Below are 20,033 nucleotides of genomic sequence, written 5' to 3'. Positions count from 1 at the left end.
CTGCGGGCCGCTGACCCCGCGAGCCAGCACTCCGCGGGCCGCTACTGGACGGGCCGCTACCCGACGGGCCGCAACACGCCCGAGCGCACGTCGTAGATCGCTCCCTGCACCGGCATGTCCGCCGGCAGGAAGGGCGAGGACGTGATGCGGGTGAGGTCGTGCAGCAGCGCGGCGTGCTGGTCAGGCACCGTGTGAAACTCCAGGCTGCGCGTGTCGACGCCGTTGCTCTGCGTCAGGTCGTGCACGTCGGCGTCCGTCACCTTCGTCATGCCGCAGTCGGTGTGCGGCATGACGAGCACCCGGCGCACGCCGAGCAGGTAGACGCCCAGCACCAGCGTGCGCAGCACGTCGTCGGTGACGCGGGCGCCCGCGTTGCGCAGGATCTTGGCGTCGCCGGGCTTGAGCCCGAGCAGTCCGAGCGGGTCGATCCGTGAGTCCATGCAGGTGACCACCGCGAGCCCGCGTGCGGCGGTGCCGGTGAGCCCAGACTCCTTGAACTTCTCAGCAAACTTCGCGTTACCGGCGAAAACGTCGTCGAAGGCATCCATGTCCTTGATGATCCCATGCTCGTCCCCCGCGAAAACGCGGGGTGGCGGACTGTCGTACTTCGCGAACGACCCCCGATCACTGCTAACTTAGCGCGATGATGTGCTAGCCCAACGTGACGTAGAAGAGGGTCGTCTTGAGCAGGTCCGAGTCGCTCGCCGCGTATTTCCGAGCCCAGGCCAGGCGCCGCCTGGACCGTGTGGAGTCCAACGACGGCGGCCGCAACGCCAGATGCGCCCTGGCCCTGCTCGACGCCGCCGCCTACGCCGCGGCGCTGCCCGACGACGACCCGCTCATCCTCATGCTCGACCAGGCCGGCTGCTACGGGCCGCTCGGGTGCGAGGACTTCAACCCCGGCCCGGCCGGCGACCGGCTGGTGCGCGGCTGGCAGGGCGGCGAGCCGCACGAGCTGCTGCTGTCGCTGCCCGCCACGATCACCGCCGCCACCGAATGGGAGTCACACTAGGCCGGCGCGTTGCCGGGCTTCCACTTGATGCCGCAGCCGATCGCCGGCACCTGATCCGTGCTGACCGGCACGCCCTCCAGCAGCGCGTCGATCGCGGCCCGCACCGACGAGCCCGTCACCGGCACCCCGTTGCCGGGCCGCGAGCCGTCGAACTCACCCCGGTAGGCCAGCCGAAAATCGGCGTCGTAGAGGAACAGATCGGGCGTGCACGCAGCCCGGTAGGCCTTGGCGACCTCCTGCGTGTCGTCCAGCAGATACGGAAAGCCGAACCCGGCCCGGGCCGCCTGCTCGGCCAGGTGTGTCGGATCGTCGTCCGGGTAGTTCACGCTGTCGTTGCTGCAGATGGCGACGACCGACAGGCGTGACCCGTAGTCGGCGGCCAACGCGCCCAGGCCGTGCTCGATGTGGCGGACGTACGGGCAGTGGTTGGACAGGAAGACCACGAGCGTGGCCGGCGAGCCGCGCAGATCGCCGAGCGAGACGCTGCCGCCGCTGACGGCGGTGAGGTCGAACGGGGGCGCGGGCGTGCCGAGAGGAACCATGAACGAGTTCGCAGCCATGCGGACCATCATCCCGGAGGTGAGCCATGAAGGGCATCGCGGAGTACCACTCCACGGTGATCGACTGCCCCGACCCGAAGAAGCTGGCGGACTTCTACTCCCGGCTGTTCGGCTGGCCGGTGATCCATGACGAGGACGACTGGGTCGTGCTGAAGGACACCGGCTCGTCGATGCGTCTGGCCTTCCAGCGGGTCGGCGACTTCCGGCCGCCCGTCTGGCCGGAGGGGGAGCGGCCCCAGCAGCTCCACATCGACACCGTCGTCGACGACCTGGACGCGGCCGAGGAGCAGGTGCTCAAGATCGGCGCCACCAAGCACGAGGTCCAGCCGAGCGAGAGCGACAACTTCCGCGTCTACCTCGACCCGGCCGGCCACCCGTTCTGCCTCACGATCGCCGACTGACCCAGGCACCGGCCCACACGCCCGCGCCCCGCCCGACCTCCTGGCGCACGCCCGCCGTAGCCTCCAAGGCGCACGGCGGGCGCCGGACCCCCACCCGGCGCCAGGCCTCCCACCCGGCCCTCCGCCTGTGTCCAGCGTCCGTTCAGTGCCCCCGGCACCACGACCGTCCGCGCACGTCCGGGCCCGCCTCTGGGCCGTACAGGACGTCCGCCTCACATGGCGGGCGTGTGTACGGCCCGTCCGTGAAGGGCCCCGGCGCCGGCAGCGTGCCGGGGCTCAGAGCGGCGGCTACTCGGTGTCCTGAGGGGTTTCTCCCTCTGGGGCGTCGGGGGAGGAGGCCAGGGGGCCGCCGATGGCGCCGATGGTGTGGGTGAGGCGCACGCCCGAGCCGTCGCGGCGGCCGATCTCGTCGGGGAGCGGCACGGGCTTGCCGACCGAGGAGACCGCCTTGGCCGGGGCGGGCCCGGCCCAGGCGAGCAGCAGGACGTCCTCGCCCTTGAGGAAGCGCTGGGCGCGTACGCCGCCCGTGGCGCGCCCCTTGGCGGGGAACTCGGCGTAGTCGGACACCTTGCCGCCGCCGACCTGGGTGCCGGGCAGCGCGGTGGAGGAGCCGGCGACCGTGACGACCTGGCCGGGCCGGGCCGGGTCGACGACGCCGAACCAGATGACCCGCGCCCCGCCGTCGAGCCGGATGCCGGCCATGCCGCCCGCGGGCCGTCCCTGGGGGCGCACCTGGGCCGCCTGGTAGCGCAGGAGCTGGGCGTCGGAGCTGATGAACACCAGGTCGTGCTCTTCGGAGTCGAGCTCGACCGCGCCGACGACGGTGTCGCCGTCCTTGAGGGTGATCACCTCGAAGTCGTCACGGTTGGCCGGATAGTCGGGCACCACCCGTTTCACCACGCCCTGCGCGGTGCCGAGGGCCAGGCCGGGGCTCTCGGGGTCGAGGGAGCCGAGGCCGACCACGGTCTCGTCGGGCTGGAGCGACACGTACTCGGAGACGGGATGCCCGCCCGACAGGGAGGGCGGGCCGGCGGACGGCGGCAGCGTGGGGAGGTCGACCACCTGGACGCGGATGAGCCGGCCGAGTGACGTGACCACGCCCACCTCGCCTCTGACGGTGGTGCGCACGGCGGAGACGAGCACGTCGTGGGCGGTGCGGTCGCCGGTGGCGGCCAGCGGGTCGGCGTTGGAGGTGCGGGCCAGCAGGCCGGTGGACGACAGCAGCGCCAGGCACGGGTCGTCGGCCACCTGGAGCTCGACCGTCGCGGTGCGGGAGACGCCGGACGCCTCCAGCAGCACGGTGCGGCGCGGCGTGGCGTACTTCTTGGCCACCTCGGCGAGCTCGCCGGAGACGACCTGGCGCAGCCGCGTCTCGGACGACAGGATGCCGGTCAGCTCGGCGATCTCGTCGGTCAGCGTCTCCTTCTCGCGGTCGAGCTCCAGCTTGTCGTAGCGGGTCAGGCGGCGCAGCGGGGTGTCGAGGATGTAGGCGGCCTGGATGTCGGTCAGGTCGAAGACGTCCATCAGCCGCTCGCGGGCCTGCCCGGAGTCGTCGGAGGAGCGGATGACCTGGATGACCTCGTCGATGTTGAGCAGTGCGACGATGAGGCCGTCGACCAGGTGGAGGCGGTCCTCGCGCTTGCGCCTGCGGTGCTCGGAGCGACGGCGGACGACCTCGATGCGGTGGTCGACGTAGACCTGGAGGAGCTCGCGCAGGCCCAGCGTGCGCGGCTCGCCGTCGACCAGCGCGACGTTGTTGATGCCGAACGTCTCCTCCATCGGCGTGAGCCGGTAGAGCTCGTCGAGCACCGCCTCGGGGATGAAGCCGTTCTTGATCTCGATGACCAGGCGCAGGCCCTTGTGCCGGTCGGTGAGGTCCTTCAGGTCGGCGATGCCCTGCAGCTTCTTGCTGGTCACCAGCTCTTTGATCTTGGTGACCACGCGCTCGGGGCCGACGTTGTAGGGCAGCTCGGTGACGACGATGCCCCTGCGGCGCGGCGTGATCTGCTCGACCGCGCACTTGGCGCGCATGCGGAACGTGCCGCGGCCGGTCTCGTACGCGTCACGCACCCCCTGCAGGCCGGTGATCGTGCCGCCGGTCGGCAGGTCGGGGCCGGGGATGAACTTCATCAGCTCGTCGAGCGTGGCCGTGGGCTTCTTGATCAGGTGGCGGGCGGCGGCCACGACCTCGGCCAGGTTGTGCGGCGCCATGTTGGTCGCCATGCCGACCGCGATGCCGGTCGTGCCGTTGACCAGCAGGTTGGGGAACGCCGACGGCATGACCGTGGGCTCGGTCTCCTGGCCGTCGTAGTTGGGCTTGAAGTCGACGGTGTCCTCGTCGAGCGACTCCACCATGAGCATCGCGGCCGGGGCCAGCCGGGCCTCGGTGTAACGCATGGCGGCGGGCAGGTCGTCGGGCGAGCCGAAGTTGCCGTGCCCGTCGACCAGCGGCAGCCGCATCGAGAACGGCTGCGCCAGGCGCACCACCGCGTCGTAGATGGCGGTGTCGCCGTGGGGATGGAGCTTGCCCATCACGTCGCCGACGACGCGGGAGGACTTGACGTGCCCCCGGTCGGGGCGCAGGCCCATCTCGCTCATCGAGTAGAGGATGCGCCGCTGCACCGGCTTGAGTCCGTCACGGGCGTCGGGCAGCGCACGCTGGTAGATCACCGAATACGCGTACTCGAGGAAGCTCGTGCGCATCTCCGAGGAGACGTCGATGTCGACGATCCGCTCTTCGAAGTCCTCAGTCGGGGGTGCAGGGGTACGTCGGGCCATGTCGAACATTGTGCCGAAGAAACGCGGGTGCCCGCGACACCGACGTGCTTCGCCGTGCGCCTGGACGCCCACATGATCACTTTTGTGCCGATCTTGGCCCGAAATCGCTAGGCCAGCGACCGCGCCCCGAACACGAGGACGAGGAACAACAGGACCTCGACGCCGTACACGATGTTGCGCCCGGTCGGACCGGCGACCACGAAGGCGACGGCGGCCAGGAAGCACCCGGCGGTCAGCACCAGGTCGGCCACCCCGAGGACGAGCGCCAGGGCCAGCCGGACCAGGAACAGCACGAATCCCAGGCCGAACCACTGGTCGATGGTCGAGTCGTCGTAGGCCCACCGCGACAGCGACATCGGCGTGTAGAGGCAGCCGTCCCAGAACTCCCGCCACCGCTGCGCCAGGCCGCTGGGCCGCTCCTGCATGATCGCCTGGGCGCCCTGGAACTCGATGACCTTGAGCGTGCCGTCCGTGACGTCGATGAGCACTTCCTGGTTGGCGACCTGGATGACGGCCGTGCCGTTGACCACGGCGGTGAACCGGCCGCCCCCGCTCAGCACCTCGTACACCAGGTCGGTGCCCGCCACGGGCGAGCCGGGCAGGACCCCGTCGTGGTCGCGGAAGATGACGTAGAGGGCGTTCTGCTTCTTGGCCACGAGGCTGTGCTCGGCGCCCACGGAGAACACGCCGATCGGCGTGGCGATCGAGGCGTCGCCGGTGACCTTCACCCCGCCGGGCCCCCACTCGAGCTTGACCGGCAGGAACATCGGCCGGTAGGACGCCTTCACGTCCGTTCCCGCGCAGCCCGCCGCGCCCATCCCCACCACCAGCAGCACCACCGTGACGACCCGCGCGAAAGCAAGACGCGGAACCGCCGGCCGCCGGGCACGTCGCGCGAGTGACAACTCCGCCATGAACCCTCCTGAGGGCCGTGCTCTCCAGGGGTGACGTACGCTCAACGCTTCGCGCCGATGGCGGGTTCCGCCGCTCGCGGGCGCGAATCGTCGGGGAAACCTGGTAACAAGGGACACATGATTGACGCCCCCGACGCCGGGATGCTGCGCGAAGAGGCCGAGGAGAAGCTGCGCGCGCTGGCCGGCGAGCACGCCAGGCTCCGCGACGACCAGTGGAAGGCCATCGAGGCGCTGGTCGTCGACCGCCGGCGGGTGCTCGTCGTGCAGCGCACCGGCTGGGGCAAGTCGGCCGTCTACTTCGTGGCCACCGCCCTGCTGCGCGAGCTCGGCGAGGGGCCGACCGTCATCGTGTCGCCGCTGCTGGCCCTCATGCGCAACCAGATCGCCGCCGCCGAGCGCGCCGGCATCCGCGCCGTCACCATCAACTCGGCCAACCCCGAGGCGTGGGAGGAGGTCTACGGCCAGGTCGCCGACGGCCTCGTCGACGTGCTGCTGGTCAGCCCCGAGCGGCTCAACAACCCCGACTTCCGCGACAACGTGCTGCCCGAGCTGGCCGAGAGCGCCGGGCTGGTCGTCGTCGACGAGGCCCACTGCATCTCCGACTGGGGCCACGACTTCAGGCCCGACTACCGCAGGCTCGCCACCCTCTTCGAGGAGCTGCCGCCCGGCATCCCGGTGCTGGCCACCACCGCCACCGCCAACGCCCGCGTCACCCGCGACGTGGCCGAGCAGATGGGCGAGGACACCCTCGTGCTGCGCGGCCCGCTGGAGCGCGAGAGCCTCCACCTGAGCGTCGTACGCCTCCCGTCGGCCGAGCAGCGGCTGGCCTGGCTGGCCCAGACGCTGCACGAGCTGCCCGGCTCCGGCATCGTCTACACGCTGACCGTGGCCGCCGCCCACGAGATCGCCTCCTACCTGCGCGAGCAGGGCCACGAGGTGGCCGCCTACTCCGGCCAGACCGACCCGGCCGAGCGGCTGGCGGCCGAGGAGGCGCTGCTCAACAACAAGATCAAGGCGCTGGTCGCCACCAGCGCGCTCGGCATGGGCTTCGACAAGCCCGACCTGGGCTTCGTCGTCCACGTCGGCGCGCCGCAGTCGCCCGTCGCCTACTACCAGCAGGTCGGCCGCGCGGGCCGCGGGGTCGAGCGGGCCGAGGTGATCCTGCTGCCCGGCACCGAGGACCGCGACATCTGGGCCTATTTCACGTCGCTGGCGTTCCCGCCGGAGCCGGTCGTGCGCACCGTGCTGGAGACGCTGGCCGAGCGCGGCGTCATGTCCACGCAGGCCCTGGAGACCGCCGTCGACCTCAGCCGCAGCCGGCTGGAGATGATGCTCAAGGTCCTCGACGTCGACGGCGCCGTGCGCAGGGTCAAGGGCGGCTGGGAGTCGACCGGCGAGGAATGGTCCTACGACGCCGAGCGCTACTCCCGCATCGCCGCCGAGCGCAAGGCCGAGCAGGACGCCATGCTCGGCTACCTGACCACCGCCGACTGCCGTGAGGAATACCTGCGCCGCCGCCTCGACGACGAGGCCGCCCGGCCGTGCGGCCGCTGCGACAACTGCACCGGACGCCACCGCTCACCCGAGATCGCCGCCGGGGCCGTCGAGACCGCCCGCGAGCGGCTGAGCAGGCCCGGCGTCGACATCGAGGCGCGCAAGCAGTGGCCGACCGGGCTGGCCGACCTGTCCGGGCGGATCAAGCCCGAGCTGGGCGCCGAGCCGGGCCGCGCGCTCGGCAGGCTCACCGACATCGGCTGGGGCAACCGGCTGCGCGAGCTGTTCGCCGGGGCCGACGGGCCGATGGCCGACGACATGTTCGCCGCCGTGGTCAAGGTGCTGTCCGCGTGGGAGTGGCGCGAGCGGCCGGTGGCCGTGGTCAACGTGCCGTCGGCGTCGCGTCCGCTGCTCGTGCGCGGGTTCGCCGAACGGCTGGCGCAGGTGGGCCGGCTGTCCTACCTCGGCGAGCTCGGCTACCGGTCGGGGCCGCCCGGGCAGCAGTTCAACAGCGCCAAGCGGGTGCAGGCCGTGCGGGCGACGCTGGCGATGCCGCGCGAGGTGGGCGCGGCCGTGGCCGCCTGTGGCGGGCCCGTGCTGCTGATCGACGACCGGGTCGACACCGGCTGGACGATGACGCTCGCCGCCGCCCTGGTGCGCCACGCGGGCGCCCCGGCCGTCCTCCCGCTCGTCCTGGCCACCACATCCTGAGCGCCGTACGCCCTTAGCGCCGTACGTTCAGCCCGTACGGTGGCTCGGAGGGAGAGGCCCCGCCGGAAGGTCAGAGGCGGGGCCGCGCGCCCAGGTGCACGATCGCCTTGGCGGCCAGGGCGCACCCGGCGCCCAGCGACTCCGCCGGCGGCTTGCCCGCCAGCCACGCCGGCAGGAACCCGGCGCAGAACGCGTCACCCGCGCCCGTGCCGTCGACGATCCGGTCGACCGGCTCGGCCGGCACCCGGACCGGCTCCTGCCGCCCGTTGCCGAACCACAGCGCGCCCTCGGCGGTCATCTTGATGACGACCTGCGGGAACCACGCCGTCAGCACCTTGGCCGCCGCCTCCGGGTCGTCCCGCCCGGTCAGCACCTTGGCCTGGTCGATGTTGGCGAACAGCAGCTTGGCGCCGTTGGTCCACTCCAGGAACGGCTCGGCGCCCGTACGCTCGAGAGGCGCCGACGAGGCGCAGTCGACGGAGATCGACATCCCCGAGCGGCGCGCCATGTCGAGCGCGGCCAGCCCCGCGTCGCGCGAGCCCTCGTTGATCAGCGTGTAGCCCGACAGGTGCAGGTGGCCGCCGCCGTTGAACAGGTCACGCGGCAGGTCCTCCGGCGACAGCGCCGCGTTGGCGCCCGGGTCGGACAGCATGGTGCGCTCGCCCTTGTGCGTGACGAGCACCACGCAGGTGCCGGTGGGACGCTCGGGGTCCATGACGAGCCGGGCGTCGACGCCGTAGCCCATCAGCTCCATGTCGCGGTTGCGCCCCGTGATGTCGGCGCCCCGGCGGCCGATGAAGGCCACCTCCGCGCCCTCGACGGCTAGCCACGAGGCGATGTTGGCCCCGGACCCGCCACCGTGCATCGTGACGATCGCCGGGGTGTCGCTCGCCCTGGCGAGCGCATAACGGGCGCGCGCCACCGCGTCGGTCATGAGATCGCCCACCACGACGACCCGCGTCATGATGCCACCACCTTGCTGCCTACAGATCGAGCCTGGCCACGGCAAAACTAACAGCTTCCAGCCGGTTCGTGTGGCGGACCCCCGACACCCGGCCTGAGTCGATGCACAAGCGTTGCCCAACTTCTTGACATGTGGGACACGGGTTTACGCTCGTGACTGTGGAGGCACAATATCCCGCTCACTGGGAAGCCGACGTCGTCCTGGCCGACGGCGGCACCGCGCACGTGCGCCCGATCAGGCCCGCAGACGCCGATCGGCTGCGCGCCTTCTACTCGCGGCTGTCCCCCGAATCCATCTATTTCCGGTTCTTCGGGCCCCGGCCGCGCCTGTCCGACCGCGAGGTCACCCGGTTCACCACCGTCGACTACGAGAGCCGCGTCGCCCTGATCGCCACCATCGGGGCGGAGATGGTGGCCGTCATCCGCTACGACCGCACCGGACCGGGCGAGGCCGAGGTCGCCTTCCTCGTCGAGGACGCCCACCAGGGCAGGGGAGTGGCCTCCGTGCTGCTCGAACACCTGGCCGCCACCGCCCGCGAACGCGGCATCGAGCGCTTCGTCGCCGACGTGCTGCCCGCCAACATGAAGATGATGGGCGTGCTGCGCCAGGCCGGCTACACGGCGGAGAGCAGCTTCGCCGACGGCGTCGTCCGCATGACGCTCGACCTCACCCCGACCGAGACCGCCGCCGAGGTCACCACCGCCCGCGAGCACCGCGCCGAGGCCCGTTCGATCGCCCGGCTGCTCACCCCCGGCTCCGTCGCCGTCATCGGCGCCTCCCGCGAGCCCGGCGGCGTCGGCCAGACCGTGCTGCGCAACCTGCTGGCCGCCGACTTCACCGGCCCCGTCTACCCGGTGCACCGCGAGGTCCGGGCCGTCGCGGGCGTGCGCGCCTACCCGAGCGTGACCGCCATCGACGGCGAGGTCGACCTCGCCGTCGTCGCCGTGCCCGCCGAGAGCGTGCTCGACGTGGTCAAGGAGTGCGCCGAGAAGGGCGTGCACGGCCTCGTCGTCGTGTCGTCGGGGTTCGGCGAGACGGGCAGCCGCGGCCGCGCCCGCCAGGACGAGCTCGCCCGCATCGCCCGCTCCTACGGGCTGCGCGTGGTCGGCCCCAACTGCCTCGGCATCGCCAACACCGACCCCGCCGTCAAGCTCAACGCCACCCTCGCCGCCACCGTCCCCGGCCGTGGCCGCGTGGGCTTCTTCAGCCAGTCCGGCGCCCTCGGCACCGCCCTCCTCCAGCGCGTCAAGCAGCGCGGCATGGGCATCTCGTCGTTCGTCTCCGCGGGCAACCGGGCCGACGTGTCGGGCAACGACCTGCTCCAGTACTGGGAGGAGGACGACGCCACCGAGGTGATCCTGCTCTACCTGGAGTCGCTGGGAAACCCGCGCAAGTTCACCCGCCTGGCCCGGCGCATCGCCCGCACCAAGCCCATCGTCGTCGTCAAGAGCGGCGGCACCCCGTCCGGCCACTCCGCCGAGGAGCTCGGCCTGCCAGACTCCGCCGTCAGCTCCCTGTTCGAGCAGGCGGGGCTGATCCGGGTGGCCGACCTCATCGAGCTCTTCGACGTCGGCCAGCTCCTGGCCTACCAGCCGCTGCCCGCCGGGCCGCGCGTCGCCCTGGTCACCAACTCCGACGCGCTCGGCCTGCTCGCCGCGGACGCCTGCGTCGCCGCCGGGCTCGCCCCCCGGCCCCCGGCCAACCTCGGCCCCGCCGCCGGGCCGGACGAGTTCGGCACGGCCCTCGCCGCCGAGCTGGCCTCACCCGAGGTCGACGCGGCGGTCGTCATCTACATGCCGCCCATCCCGGGTGACGCCGCGGGCATCGCCGACCGGCTCATGGAGGTGTCGCGGGGCTCGGCCAAGCCCGTTCTCGCCACCTTCCAGGGGCATCTGGGCATGCACCCCTGCCTCCAGACGGGCGCCGCCCCGGCCCGCGGCTCCATCCCCTCCTACGCGGCCCCCGAGGAGGCGGTGCGCGCCCTGTCCCACGCCGTCCGCTACGCCGCCTGGCGCGCCCGCCCCGCCGTCCCCCCGGCGGACCTGGAGGACATCGACACCCCGCGCGCCCGCGCGCTCGTCCATCGCACCCTCACCCCGCCGCCCCAGGAAGCACCCGGCACCCCCGGGGACGAAGCCGCCGCCGGGCCGGACGCTGTGCCGGACCCCGCGCCGGACCCCGCGCCGGACGCCGCGCCGGACGCCGCGCCGGACGCCGGGGCGTTCGCCGAGGCGGGGCCGCCGGTCCTGGCGGAGGCGGCCGAGCTGCTCGCCTGCTACGGGCTGAGCGTGTGGCCGGCCGAGGTGGCCGGGTCGCCGGACGAGGCGGTGGCCGCCGCCGAACGGCTCGGGTGGCCGGTGGTGCTCAAGCTCGCCGACCCCCGCGCCGCCCGCCGCGCCGGGACCGTACGCCTGGGCCTGTCCACCGCCGAGAGCGTCCGTCACGCGTACGCCGAGCTCGCCCGCCAGTTCGGCGACGCCACGGAGCTGGCCGTGCAGCGCATGGCCCCGCAGCCCGCCGTCCCCACGGTCGTGACCGTTGTCGAGGACCCGGCGTTCGGGCCGGTGGTGTCGTTCGGGCTGGGCGAGGTGACCGCGCGCCTGCTGCTCGACCAGGGGTTCCGTCTCGCGCCGCTGACCCGCGACGACGCCGCCGGCCTGGTGAGGTCCGTACGGGCCGCGCCGCTGCTGTTCGGCGAGTACGGCTACCCGCCGGTGGCCGTCGACGCCCTGGAGGACCTCCTGGTCAGGGTGGGCCGTCTGGCCCACGACCTGCCGGAGCTGGCCCGCCTCGACCTGGACCAGGTCCTCGTCGGCGAGAGCGGCGTGATCGTCCTCGGCGCCCGCGTGACCCTCCGCACCCCGCCCGGCCCCCGGCTGGACGGCGGCCCCCGCCGCCTGGGCTGACCGGCACGGGCGGCGGGCTCCGCCCCGGCGGGGGAGCTGGGGGCGAAAGGGAAAATTTCGGTGTTGAAGACGTTATAGAGCGTTATATCCGGCGGGTGAGTGCACTGCGACGCCCTGGCAAACTGGATCCATGAGGGAAACCCGAGTCTCAGCCGCGGGCCTGCGTGAAGCGATCGAGCGCAGCGGCTACTATCCCGACCTCGTCACCGATGCGGTCGAATCCGCGCTGGGCAAGGAGGCCGTGACCGCGTTCGTGGTCCATCACGAGGCCACCTTCGATCCCGCGATGGAGGTGCGCCGGCACGTCACCGTGCTGGTGCTGTCCGGCACGAGGCTGCTGGTGTGCCACACCGACGAGCACCCGGCGGTGGAGGGGGTCTCGACGGCGCACGCGTCCACGACCACGGAGGCGGTGCGGCTGAGCCGCGTCCAGTCGGTCGCGGTGACCCGGGTGGTTCCCGACCCCGCCTCCTACGTCCCGGGCGTGCCGCCCACCGAGGTGACACTCACCATCGGCTGGGGCGCCATCTCCCACGTGGACCTCGAACCGGCCACCTGCGGCGACGAGAACTGCGAGGCCGACCACGGCTACACCGGCGCCATCACCGCCGACGACCTGTCCCTGCGCGTCAGCGAGGCAGCCGACGGCCCCGAGGCGGTCACCCACGTGCTGGCCTTCGCCAAGGCCCTGTCGGAGGCCACGGCCCGCGCCGCCGCCTGAGCGATCATCCCCCGTACGGCCTCGCCGACGCTGTAGGTGGGCGCCGCCGCGGCGTCTAAGATCGAGGGCATGGACAGCGTGCCGCTGGTGCCGGCCTACGGCGGGGCCTCGTTGCCCGACCTCGCCCGTTCCCTGCTCGCGGCCCTCGGCCTCGACGAGCCCAACCCGCTGGCGATCGCGCCCGCCACCCGCACCTGCCTGTTCCTGGTCGACGGCCTCGGCGCGGAGCTCCTGCGCGCCCACCCGGACGCCGCTCCCTTCCTCACGGCCGCCGCCGCGACCACCGCCACCGGCGGGACGATCGCCCCTCCGGCCCACGCGGCGCCGCCCGCCACCCTCACCGCCGGGTTTCCCGCGACGACCGTGACGAGCCTGTGCTCGCTCGGCACCGGGCTGCCGCCGGGCGAGCACGGCATGCTCGGCATGACGCTGGCCGTGCCCGGCGCCGGCCTGCTGTTCAACTGCCTGCGCTGGACCGGGACGCCGATGGACCCGGCCGAGTGGCAGCCGAGCACCACTGTTTACCAGCGGGCCGCCGCGGCCGGGATCGACGCCGTCTACGTGGCCCCGGCCGAGTTCGAGGGCACCGGCCTGACCGACGCCGTCTACCGGGGCGTCCGCTACGCCCCCGCCGAGACGCCGGACGAGCGCGTCACCAGGGCGCTGGCCGAGCTGGCCGGGCCGCGCGCCCACGTCACCGTCTACTACGGCGACCTCGACGCGGCCGGGCACATGACCGGCTGGGGCAGCGACGAGTGGCTGCGGCAGCTGGCGATCGTCGACCGCATGGCCGAGCGCCTGGCCGAGGGACTGCCCGACGGCGCCGCCCTGTACGTGACCGCCGACCACGGCATGGTCAACGCCGCCGACAAGCTCGACGCCGAGAAGACGCCCGAGCTGACGCGCGGCGTGGCGATGCTCGGCGGCGAGGCCCGCGCCCGCCACGTCTACGCCGAGCCCGGCGCGGCGGGCGACGTGCTCGACGCCTGGGCGGCGACGCTCAACGGGCGCGCCTGGGTGGTGCCGCGCGAGGAGGCGGTCGAGGCCGGCTGGTTCGGGCCGGACGTGCGCGGCGCGTGGCTGCGGCGCATCGGTGACGTGCTCGCCGTCCCCTACACTGACCTGGCGATCATCGCCCCGTCCGCGCATCGGATCGAGGCGCTCTTCACCGGCTACCACGGCTCCATGACCGCCGCCGAGCAGCTCGTACCACTTGTGGAGGTATCCCGCAGATGAGCCCGCTGATCACTCCGGACGAGCTGGCCGCGCTGGGCGACACGGCGAGCGTGCTCGACGTGCGCTGGCGGCTGGGCGGCCCGCCCGGGATCGGCCTCTACCGCGAGGGTCACGTGCCGGGCGCCGTCTTCTGCAACCTCGACGCCGACCTGGCGGCGCCGCCCGGCGACGCCGGCCGGCACCCGCTGCCCGGCGCGGACGCGTTCGAGCGGGCGATGCGGCGGCTCGGCGTGTCGGACGGCAGGCCCGTCGTGGTGTACGACGACGCGGGCTCGACGGTGGCCGCCCGCGCCTGGTGGACGCTGCGCTACTTCGGCCACCAGGACGTACGGGTGCTCGACGGCGGGCTGCCCGCCTGGATCGCGGCCGGGCTGCCGGTCACCAAGGACGAGCCCCGGCCCGAGCCCGGCGACTTCACGGCCACGCCTGGCGGGATGCCGGTCCTCGACGCCGGGCAGGCCGCGGCGCTGGCCGGCTCCGGCGTGCTGCTCGACGCCAGGGCGGAGGAGCGCTACCGGGGTGAGGTGGAGCCGGTCGACCCGGTGGCCGGGCACATCCCCGGCGCGGTCAGCGCCCCGACCACCGCGAACGTGGGCGCCGACGGCCGCTTCCCGGCCCCGGACGTGCTGCGGGTCCGCTTCGCCGGGCTGGGCGTGACGGGCGGCGTGCCGGTCGGCGCCTACTGCGGGTCGGGCGTGACGGCCGCGCACGAGGTGCTCGCGCTCGCGATCGCCGGGATCGACGCCGCCCTCTACGTGGGCTCGTGGTCCAACTGGGTGGCCGACCCGGCGAGGCCCGTCGCCACCGGCTGAACGCCCGCCCGCGCGTCCGCCGCAGCGGGCCGGACGAGCGGCCGGTGACCGGCCCCGAAGCACACGAAGCCCGGCACCCCCGTCGCGGCCGACGAGACGGCCAGCGCGGCGTCGGGCGGCCGGCCGGCGGCCAGCAGCTCGTGGAAGGCCGTCATGAGCGCCAGCGCGTCCTCGTCGCCCACCGGCACCATTCCCGCCACCACGCAGGCGGCGCCGCGCGACAGGAACGTGCCGGCCAGCCCGAGCGGTGCCCCGTCGGCGGGCGTGCGCGCCATCCCCGAGTCGCAGGACGACAGCACCACCAGCCTCGGCGCCCGCTCCACCCGCAGCAGGTCGTACGCCATGAGCGGGCCGTCCTCCAGCGTGATGCCGGACAGCAGCGGGCTGCGCGCGTGGAACACCCCGTGGGCGGCCAGGTGCAGCACGTCCGCGCCCGTCAGCGCGTCGAGCACCGCCTGCCTGCGGCCGGGGACCGGGCGGGCGCCGGGATGGCGGGCGAGCACCCTGCCCACCTCCTCCTCGGCGTGCGCGAGGCCGGGCCCGGCGGCGGCGACCACGGACGGCCGCCCGTCCCCGGCGCCGCGTCCGCTCGCCGCCAGCCAACCGGCCGCGCTCGCCGCCACGCTCACCGGACGGCCGCGCAGGCAGGGCAGCGCGCCCCACGGCATGGTGTGCAGCGGCCCGGTCGGCACCAGGACGAGCGGCCGCTCGCCGAGCTCGTCGGCGAGCTCGTCAGCGAAGGGCTCCAGCAGCAGCCGCCCGAGCTCGGCCCCGACGGCGTCGATCGGCTGCGGAGGCGCTGCGCCGCCCTCGCGCAGCCCGGCCCGGCGCAGCGAGTAGCGCAGCCGGATCAGCGTCTCGGCCACCGCCCGCAGCCCGCCGAGCCGCCGCAGCGTCACGCGCTCGCCGGTGACGACCACGCCCAGCAGCGACTCCTCGTCGGTGACGTACTCGACCAGCGCGGCCCGTCCCAACTCCTCGCGCAGCTGCCCGGAGCCGGTCAGCAGGCGGGCGTGCGCCGGCGCGGCCACCGCCCGCCACCGCTCCGCCCACTCGAACACCGCGCCGGCGTCTCCGTCGCGGATCGCCAGCCGCAGCCCGAACGCCGCCAGCCGCTCACCGGCGCGGGCCGCGTGGGCGCGCAACGCCGGGTCGTCGAGCGTGTCCATGCGCCCGCCCATCTCGGCCAGGCCCTCCCTCACGGCGCGGAAGGCGCCCGGGACGTCCTCCTGCAGCGCCGCCTCCAGCGCGAGCGCGTGCTGGCGCACCACGGGCGGCACCTGGGCGGCCTGGGCCAGCCGCCGCTGCTGCGTCTCGCACGACAGCGGCGTCAGCCGGGTGCCGGCCGGCATCCACCGCTCCTGCGGCCTGGCGTGCGTGGTGAGCCGGGCGAGCTGGGCCGAGGCCGTCGGGTGGTCGTCGACGGCCAGCGCGGTCTCGGCCGCCACCAGCCGCAGCGCCGCCGCCCCGGCCAGGTGGGCGGCGTCGCGTTCGAGCTCGCCCGCACACGCGATCAGCTCGGCGAGCAGCGCGGGCGTCGGCGGCTCCAGCGCCAGCCTGGCCCGCAGCACGACCTCCCCGGCCAGCGGCAGCCACGAGTGCCGCTCCTGCTCCGCCAGCTCGCGCCCGGCCCGCTCGGCCACCGTGATCGCCTCGCGGGCGTCGCCCGTCAGCAGCTCGACCTGGGCGAGCTTGAGCCGCGCCTCGGCCAGCGCCGCCCGGCCGCCGGACTGCTCCAGGTCGGGCACGGCCAGGCTGAGCAGCGCCCGCGCCTCGCCGGGCAGGTGGGCGGCCAGCAGGGCGCCCGCGAAGTCGGCGCGCATCGTGGCCAGCCGCTCGGTGAAGCCGAACAGCGTGTCCTGGGCGGCGCGGTAGTGGGCGAACGCCTCGCCGACGTCGCCGCGTCGTACGGCGAGAAAGGGCAGGTTGGCGGCGGCGAGCCGGGCCAGGTGGTGGAGCCCGGCGTGGCGGGAGATCTCCAGGCAGGCGCTGATGTCGCGCATCGCGTCGTCCCAGTCGCCCCGGTAGGCGTGCACCAGGCCCCGGTTGAGCAGCCCGCCCGCCAGGAACCTGCGGTCGTCGAGCGTGCCCGGCGCGGCCACGAGCGCCCGCAGCGCCCGGTCGCAGGAGGCGACGGCCTCCTGGTAGCGGCCCAGGCAGGCCAGCGCGACGGCCCGCTGCGTGTCGAGCTTGGCGCGGTCGAGCGGCGACAGGTAGGCCCACGCCAGCGCGGCGACGCGCAGCGCCTGCAGCGGGTGGCCGCGCTCGGTGCGCACCGTCACCAGCGACAGCCGCGCCTGCGCCAGCCGCTCGCCGGGCGCCCCCACGGTGCCGATCGCCTGCCTGAGGTGCTGCTCGGCCGCCTCCAGATCGCCCAGCTCACGCTCGGCCAGGCCCATCGCCCGCAACGCCACCGCCGTCGCCTCCGCGCTCCCGGGGACGGCCGCCGCCTTCGCCAGGATCGTCCGGCCCGCCCGCAACGCCTGCCGCGGGTCGACCACGGAACGCTGCACCGCCATCTCCGCCGCGCGCACGAGCATGGCGACGACCGGGGACGTGTCCCGCTGATGCTCCGGTGTCGTCAGGTTCGGCTCGGTGTTCAAGGGCGGATGCGCACCCACCGGGTCTGGACGGGGGCGTTGCCGGGGCGGTGGCAGACCACGCTGAGCCAGCCCGGCGGCAGCCCGGTCACCGCGAAGTGGCCGCTGGGCGCCAGCCGCCTGCTCAGCGTCAGGTGCGGGGTGCGTACGTCGACGAGCGTCCCGTCGCCGGGAGCCGGGCACACCTGCCCCGCCACGTCGATCAGCCCGTCGCCGAAGGTCACCTCCAGGTCGAAGGTGAGCCCGGCCGCCACGAAGCGGACCATGTGCGGGCCCTCCGGCCCGCGCACGCCGCGCGTCGCGGTGCACTCGGCGGGGACGGCGGTGATCGCGCTGGGGACCCGGAGCCGGAAGACGTCGCGGGCGGCCGCGCTCACGTGTCCCGGGATGGGATCGCTCCCGGCGGCCAGTCTGAGGGCCGCCAGGAAGTATTCGTCGTTGATCATTGCACCGTCTCCTGTAGTGAGATCAGGGTGCGCAGTTTTTCCAGGCAGCGCGCCCTGGTAGGGCCGACGCTGCCGATCGGGACGCCCAGGCGCTGGGCCATCTGCCGGCTGCCGAGATCCGTCGCCACCAGCCGGAGCATGGTGCGGCAGGGCTCGTGCAGGGTGGAGACCGTCTGCCAGAGCAGGCGGTTGCCGTCGGCCTCCAGCACGGCGGAGGCCGGGTCGGGCGCGGCCGGAGGCTCCGCGGCCACGCTGTGCGGAGTCTTCCGCAGCAGCTGGAGCGCTTCGCGGCGGGTCGTGGTGGCCAGCCACGCCCCCACGGCCGCGGGCTCCCTGATCGCGTGCAGCCGCTCCAGCAGGCGCAGCCACGCGCCCTGGACGACGTCCGCCGCGTCGCTCTCGCCGAGACCGCAGGAGCGGGCCACCGCCCACATCCGCGGCCCGAAGCGGGACACGAGCTGGTCCCAGGCGTCCTGGTCGCCATCGGCCGCCGCCGCGAGCAGCTCCGCTGGGTCGCGCGTGTCGTGCATACGGCCTCCTTCCCGACCCTGCCGGGAGGCCGTTCTGCCTCCACGTGATCGCCCGGGGACTGAGCGTAAACTCTACAGACTCGACGGGACGAGAACTCCCAGATCGGGAATTTGCCGGGTGGCCTGCGGATCCAGCACCGCCTTGGCCGCCTGGGCCGCCGGCAGATCGCGCGCGGCGTCCGCGATGGCCCCCGCCACCAGGGCCGCGGCGAACGACGTGCCGCTCCACGAGGCGTAGCCGGCGAACTCGCCCCGCTCCGGGAACGTGCTGGTCAGCCACTCGCCGCGGGCGCAGGCATCCACCCACGGCCCGTACGCCGAGAACGGGGCGCGGCGCTGCTGGGTGTCGTCGACCGCGCCCACCGCCACCACCGGCCCCAGCGCGGCCGGGTAGAAGGGCACGTCCGAGGCGGAGTTGCCGGCGCACGCGACCACGACCGTGCCGGGCAGCTCGGCCAGCGCGTCGGCCAGCAGCGGCGGCGGCCTGCCGTCGAAGGTGTGGCAGCCGAACGACAGGTTGAGCACGTCGGGCGGCCGCTCGCGCATCCGGTGCAGCGCCCGCACCACGGTCGCCTCGTCGCCCAGCCCCTCGCCGTCGAGCACCCGGGTCACCCGCAGCGACACGCCCGGCGCCCGCATCGTCAGCAATCCGGCCAGGAACGTTCCATGCCCCGCCTGGCGGCCCTCGGCGGCGTCGTCGTCCTCGGCCCGGCGCTCGGCGAACCAGTCGCTCCCGGCCCACCAGCGGTGCTCCGCCACGCCCGTGTCGAGCAGCCCGACCACCACCGGCGAGCGGGTGCGGCTGTGGCGGTGGGCGATGGGCGGGGCGGGGAAAGGGCGCGACGCCGGCCCGCCGAAGAACAGCGGCTGCCCGGCCAGCACGTGGTTGGGGGAGGCGCGGAAGCCGTGCTCGCGCAGGTCGGCGGTCAGCTCGCACGGGTCGACGCCGTCGGACAGGTGGATCACGCAGACGCCGTCGGCCTCCGAGACGGCCTGCGTCCAGCGCGAGGCGGCGGACAGCGCGCTGCGGTCGGTCAGCACCTGACCTGGGCGGATGAGCGCGTCGCCGACTTGTTGGATGTTCATGAGCGGGTATCTTTCCCCGCCGGCCGTCCTGTCACGTGTCACACGCGCACCAACTTGGTATGGCCCCCCTCTGGTGTCGGATTGCGACCGACGGTAGTCTCTCCCTAGTCACTTGTGATCATCCCGGGGCGAGGCCGTTGGGGAAGGCGCACCTCGTACCGAAACGGGAGGTCCGGTGTCTGCTCGTGGCGTGCTGTACGTCCACTCGGCTCAGCCCGCGCTGTGCCCTCATATCGAATGGGCAGTCGCGGGTGTCCTTGGCGTGCCCGTTGATCTTACCTGGACGCCGCAACCCGCCGCGCCCAACGTGGTGCGCGCGCAGGCCGAATGGGAAGGCCGGCCCGGCATCGCCGCCGCCATCGCCTCCTCACTCATGGGCTGGCAGCGCCTCAGGTTCGAGATCACCGAGGACGCCTCGCCGGGCGTCGACGGCTCCCGGCACGCCTACACCCCGACGCTCGGCGCGTTCAGCGCGGTCATCGGCGCCGCGGGCGACATCATGATCCCCGAGGACCGGCTGCGCGCCGTGATGCTGACCGCCGGTCAGGGCCGCTGCGTGCTGGAGGAGGAGCTCGACAAGCTGCTCGGCCGGCCCTGGGACGAGGAGCTGGAGCCGTTCCGCTACGCGGGCGACGGCGCGCCCGTCCGCTGGCTGCACGCCGCCGTCTGACGCGCGGCGCCGCCCCCGGTCCGCCGCCCCCATCTCCCCGGTCCGCCGCGCCCATCTCCCCGGTCCCCACCCCCCCGGTCCCCGTCCTCCCGGTCCCCGCGCCCGTCTCCGCGGTCCCCGCCCCGCCCCCGTCCCCGTCCCCCTGGCACGAGAGCAGACGCGAAAGGGCCCCGCACCGAATCGGTGCGGGGC

General features: G+C 74.0%; 17 protein-coding genes. 8 read left to right on the top strand and 9 right to left on the bottom strand.

All coding sequences use genetic code 11. The features are described from left to right. Window positions 1-56 precede the first annotated feature (56 nt). Entirely contained in the window at window positions 57-548 is a 492-nt protein-coding gene (locus ACWDXC_RS11960) for a beta-class carbonic anhydrase (protein ID WP_219510275.1), read from the bottom strand. A 134-nt stretch (window positions 549-682) separates the two neighbouring features. Between ACWDXC_RS11960 and ACWDXC_RS11955 the strand changes: the two genes are divergently transcribed. Continuing rightward, window positions 683-1,012, top strand: a complete 330-nt coding sequence (locus tag ACWDXC_RS11955; protein WP_219510274.1) for a hypothetical protein — start codon at window positions 683-685, stop codon at window positions 1,010-1,012. Here ACWDXC_RS11955 and ACWDXC_RS11950 read toward each other — a convergent pair. Further along, the gene (locus ACWDXC_RS11950; RefSeq protein WP_449980860.1) at window positions 1,009-1,572 is read right to left on the bottom strand and encodes a thioredoxin family protein; all 564 of its coding nucleotides are present in this window, start codon (window positions 1,570-1,572) and stop codon (window positions 1,009-1,011) included. The two genes, ACWDXC_RS11955 and ACWDXC_RS11950, sit on opposite strands and share 4 nt — an antisense overlap. 26 nt (window positions 1,573-1,598) lie before the next feature. Here ACWDXC_RS11950 and ACWDXC_RS11945 point away from each other — a divergent pair, with 26 nt between their 5' ends. Beyond that, window positions 1,599-1,973, top strand: coding sequence for a VOC family protein (locus ACWDXC_RS11945; protein ID WP_449980858.1), 375 nt, complete (start codon window positions 1,599-1,601; stop codon window positions 1,971-1,973). A 288-nt stretch (window positions 1,974-2,261) separates the two neighbouring features. Here the strand turns inward: ACWDXC_RS11945 and ACWDXC_RS11940 are convergent, their stop codons facing one another. Continuing rightward, window positions 2,262-4,751 carry a DNA gyrase/topoisomerase IV subunit A gene (locus tag ACWDXC_RS11940; protein WP_449980856.1) on the bottom strand — a complete coding sequence of 830 codons (2,490 nt, stop codon included), beginning with the start codon at window positions 4,749-4,751 and terminating at the stop codon, window positions 2,262-2,264. A 107-nt stretch (window positions 4,752-4,858) separates the two neighbouring features. Beyond that, window positions 4,859-5,665: a hypothetical protein gene (locus ACWDXC_RS11935; protein ID WP_449980854.1), complete on the bottom strand. Its 807-nt coding sequence runs from the start codon at window positions 5,663-5,665 to the stop codon at window positions 4,859-4,861. 117 nt (window positions 5,666-5,782) lie between these two features. On the opposite strand from ACWDXC_RS11935, the gene ACWDXC_RS11930 reads away from it, so the two are divergent. Beyond that, entirely contained in the window at window positions 5,783-7,870 is a 2,088-nt protein-coding gene (locus ACWDXC_RS11930; protein WP_449980852.1) for a RecQ family ATP-dependent DNA helicase, read from the top strand. A gap of 70 nt (window positions 7,871-7,940) precedes the next feature. On the opposite strand, the gene ACWDXC_RS11925 is transcribed toward ACWDXC_RS11930, so the two are convergent. Then, window positions 7,941-8,834 carry a carbohydrate kinase family protein gene (locus ACWDXC_RS11925; RefSeq protein ID WP_449980850.1) on the bottom strand — a complete coding sequence of 298 codons (894 nt, stop codon included), beginning with the start codon at window positions 8,832-8,834 and terminating at the stop codon, window positions 7,941-7,943. Between the two features lie 158 nt (window positions 8,835-8,992). On the opposite strand from ACWDXC_RS11925, the gene ACWDXC_RS11920 reads away from it, so the two are divergent. From ACWDXC_RS11920 to ACWDXC_RS11905, 4 genes are all read left to right on the top strand, one after another. After that, window positions 8,993-11,740 (top strand): bifunctional acetate--CoA ligase family protein/GNAT family N-acetyltransferase, encoded by a 2,748-nt coding sequence (locus ACWDXC_RS11920; RefSeq protein WP_449980848.1) that lies wholly within the window; start codon window positions 8,993-8,995, stop codon window positions 11,738-11,740. A 130-nt stretch (window positions 11,741-11,870) separates the two neighbouring features. Beyond that, window positions 11,871-12,461 (top strand): DUF5998 family protein, encoded by a 591-nt coding sequence (locus ACWDXC_RS11915; protein ID WP_219510267.1) that lies wholly within the window; start codon window positions 11,871-11,873, stop codon window positions 12,459-12,461. A gap of 69 nt (window positions 12,462-12,530) precedes the next feature. Then, window positions 12,531-13,697 (top strand): alkaline phosphatase family protein, encoded by a 1,167-nt coding sequence (locus tag ACWDXC_RS11910; RefSeq protein WP_449980845.1) that lies wholly within the window; start codon window positions 12,531-12,533, stop codon window positions 13,695-13,697. Beyond that, window positions 13,694-14,509 carry a sulfurtransferase gene (locus ACWDXC_RS11905; protein WP_449980843.1) on the top strand — a complete coding sequence of 272 codons (816 nt, stop codon included), beginning with the start codon at window positions 13,694-13,696 and terminating at the stop codon, window positions 14,507-14,509. The genes ACWDXC_RS11910 and ACWDXC_RS11905 overlap by 4 nt, the downstream gene beginning before the upstream one ends. On the opposite strand, the gene ACWDXC_RS11900 is transcribed toward ACWDXC_RS11905, so the two are convergent. From ACWDXC_RS11900 to ACWDXC_RS11885, 4 genes are all read right to left on the bottom strand, one after another. Next, on the bottom strand, window positions 14,449-17,112 hold the full coding sequence (locus ACWDXC_RS11900) for a CHAT domain-containing protein (protein ID WP_449980841.1): 2,664 nt from the start codon (window positions 17,110-17,112) through the stop codon (window positions 14,449-14,451). The two genes, ACWDXC_RS11905 and ACWDXC_RS11900, sit on opposite strands and share 61 nt — an antisense overlap. Then, window positions 17,109-17,555, bottom strand: a complete 447-nt coding sequence (locus tag ACWDXC_RS11895; protein ID WP_449980839.1) for a hypothetical protein — start codon at window positions 17,553-17,555, stop codon at window positions 17,109-17,111. The genes ACWDXC_RS11900 and ACWDXC_RS11895 overlap by 4 nt, the downstream gene beginning before the upstream one ends. Beyond that, window positions 17,552-18,085 carry an RNA polymerase sigma factor gene (locus tag ACWDXC_RS11890; protein ID WP_449980837.1) on the bottom strand — a complete coding sequence of 178 codons (534 nt, stop codon included), beginning with the start codon at window positions 18,083-18,085 and terminating at the stop codon, window positions 17,552-17,554. Before ACWDXC_RS11890 ends, ACWDXC_RS11895 begins: the two co-directional genes overlap by 4 nt. A 72-nt stretch (window positions 18,086-18,157) precedes the next feature. Beyond that, window positions 18,158-19,171, bottom strand: a complete 1,014-nt coding sequence (locus ACWDXC_RS11885) for a S8 family peptidase (RefSeq protein WP_219510261.1) — start codon at window positions 19,169-19,171, stop codon at window positions 18,158-18,160. Window positions 19,172-19,346: 175 nt separating this feature from the next. On the opposite strand from ACWDXC_RS11885, the gene ACWDXC_RS11880 reads away from it, so the two are divergent. Continuing rightward, complete coding sequence (locus ACWDXC_RS11880) at window positions 19,347-19,841, top strand: DUF3145 domain-containing protein (protein ID WP_219510259.1); 495 nt, start codon at window positions 19,347-19,349, stop codon at window positions 19,839-19,841. The last annotated feature ends 192 nt before the right edge of the window (window positions 19,842-20,033 follow it).

It is taken from the genome of Nonomuraea sp. NPDC003214, from assembly GCF_053590035.1.
Note: the sequence above shows the minus strand (reverse complement) of the source record. Positions and strands in the feature narration are given on the sequence as shown.